Annotated in this window: 2 protein-coding genes and 1 pseudogene; 1 reads left to right on the forward strand and 2 read right to left on the reverse strand. The window is 70.5% G+C overall.

What is annotated here, in order from left to right; genetic code table 11:
* Positions 1–86: 86 nt before the first annotated feature.
* Complete coding sequence (locus JF597_RS54180; RefSeq protein WP_294014486.1) at positions 87–734, reverse strand: DUF2064 domain-containing protein; 648 nt, start codon at positions 732–734, stop codon at positions 87–89.
* 35 nt (positions 735–769) lie between these two features.
* Positions 770–955: pseudogene (locus JF597_RS54185) on the reverse strand (glycosyltransferase); the annotation flags it as partial.
* Positions 956–1275: 320 nt separating this feature from the next.
* Between JF597_RS54185 and JF597_RS54190 the strand changes: the two are divergent.
* The coding region (locus JF597_RS54190; protein WP_294014488.1) for a PP2C family protein-serine/threonine phosphatase at positions 1276–2146 on the forward strand (871 nt) is incomplete at its 3' end.

Raw genomic sequence — 2146 nt, forward strand, 5'->3', positions numbered from 1 at the left:
GGAGGCGCCGAGCTGTGCGGGCGGGCGGAGGGACCGCGGCTGTGGTCCCGTCGCCGTCGCATCGGCGGTTCTGATCGCGGTGCCGCTCACCGGGCGACCTCCGCAAGCGAGGCGAGCACGGCGGCGAAGCGGGATCCGGGCGGGCACAGGCCCGCGACGGAGGCGGCGTCGGTCGCGGTGTCGACGTCGCGCAGGAGCGGCAGGTCACGGACCGACAGGCCCGCGTCGAGGAGCCGGTGGCGCTGGATCTCGCCGGTGCGGCCAGTCGACATCGGAACGCCTCGCACCAGAGACCCGGCGCGGGAGGGCTCGGCGAGGCCCAGGGCCCAGAAGCCGCCGTCGGCCGCCGGCCCGAACCAGGCGTCGTGGCCGTCCCGGCCGATGTCGGCCAGCAGATCCGCAGTCAGCTGTGGGGTGTCCATGCCGACCAGCAACGCGGGACCTTCGTCACAGACGGCGAAGGCGCCCGCGATCCGTTCGTCGAGTTCTCCGGAGACCTGCGGGACGACATCGAAGCCCCGGGGCAGCCATCGACCCGGCTTTCCGTCGAGCACGAGGACCCGGCGCCGGGCAGGCACCCGAAGTGCCGCGTCGAGCGTGTCGGAGAGGGACGCCTCGGCCAGTGCGGCTGCCTCCTGCGGCGTGTAGGGCGGGGTGAGGCGCGTCTTGACCCGCCCCGGTACCGGCTCCTTGGCGATGACGAGCAAGATGGCCGGGCCCGACGTGACGGTCATCGCACGGCTCCCGTCACAGGCTGCTGTGCGAGAGTCCGCGGCTCGTGGACCACGTATGCCCCGAGGGCACGGGCGATGTCCGCGGAACCGTCGGTGGACCCGTTGTCGACGACGATCCCACGCCGACTGGGCGGGATCCGTTCCAGAACCCAGGGCAGGGCCTCGGCTTCGTCGAGGCACGACGGCACGACGTCCACAGGGGAAGGGGATGTTTCGATCACCCCACTCACCCTACGAACTCGAAGCGGACATAAGGGATTTGATGTTCTTACAGATCGCTGACGTCCCCCAGGGCGTCGTCAGCGTCAGGTCCCCGTGGGGTCGGGTGGGCTGGGCGGCGACCATGGACACAGCGGTGGACCCGTCAGCCGCTACGGCGACCCCATGGACCTCCCCCGGCTCAACGTCACTGCTCACGGATTGACGTACTTTGTGACGGCTCCGATGCTGGTAGTAGGGGGTGATGGAAGGGGCTGCGGCCGTGCGTCGTGGACAGAGTGGTCTTCCTCGGGTGTTGACGGCGGCGGAGACGGCGGCACCGGTGGACGCTGTCGACGTGGTCGCGGAGGACCTGAGGCGACGTTTCAGGGCCACGGAGGTGTCTTTCCTCATTGTGGATCTGACGGGGAAGGCAGTGGCGCGGCTGTCCACCGTCCCCGCGGACAGTGGCCGGGAAGCGGAGCGGATCCCCCTGTTCGGCAGCGTCTACGAGGAAGTGGTTCGTACCCAGCGGCTGCATCACGAGGCGGCCGACCACGGACATCGGGTGATCATGCCGGTCACCAACCGGGGAGACGCGATCGGGCTGCTGGAACTGCTCCTGCCGGCCGACCCCCGCGACGACGTCCTTGACGCGGTCGGGGAAGCCGCCCACCTCCTGGCCTACATCGTGATCGCCAACGGGCGCTTCACCGACCTCTACACCTGGGGCAAACGCTCCGTACCCCCCAGCCTTGCGGCAGAGATCCAGTACCAGCTGCTGCCCCCGTCACTGTCGTGCGAGGCGGCGCAGTTCACGCTCTGCGGGAGCCTGGAGCCCTCCGAAGGCCTCAGCGGTGACACCTTCGACTACGCCTTGGACCGCGACACCCTGCATGTGTCGGTGACCGACCCCATGGGCCACGACATCGATGCCGCCCTGGCCGCCACGGTCCTGGTGAGCGCCCTGCGCGGCGCCCGCCGCGCAGGGGCGGGCCTGGCCGAGCAGGCCCACCGGGCCGACCATGCGCTGATCGCCCACGGCCACGGTCACGCCACCGGGCAGCTGCTGCGCGTCCATCTCCGAACCGGTCAGGCCCAGCTCGTCAACGCCGGCCATCCCTGGCCACTGCGCATGCGCGACGGGACTGCGGAGGTGATCACCTGCGAGGTGGACCATCCCTTCGGGCTGTCCGAGTTCACGCCCCACCCCT

The organism is Streptomyces sp. (genome assembly GCF_019510245.1).
Lineage (GTDB): Bacteria > Actinomycetota > Actinomycetes > Streptomycetales > Streptomycetaceae > Streptomyces.

What these genes read in the sequence shown, in the direction of transcription:
- JF597_RS54180 (WP_294014486.1), bottom strand. Translation starts at nt 734, where the DNA reads ATGACCGTCACGTCGGGCCCGGCCATCTTGCTCGTCATCGCCAAGGAG.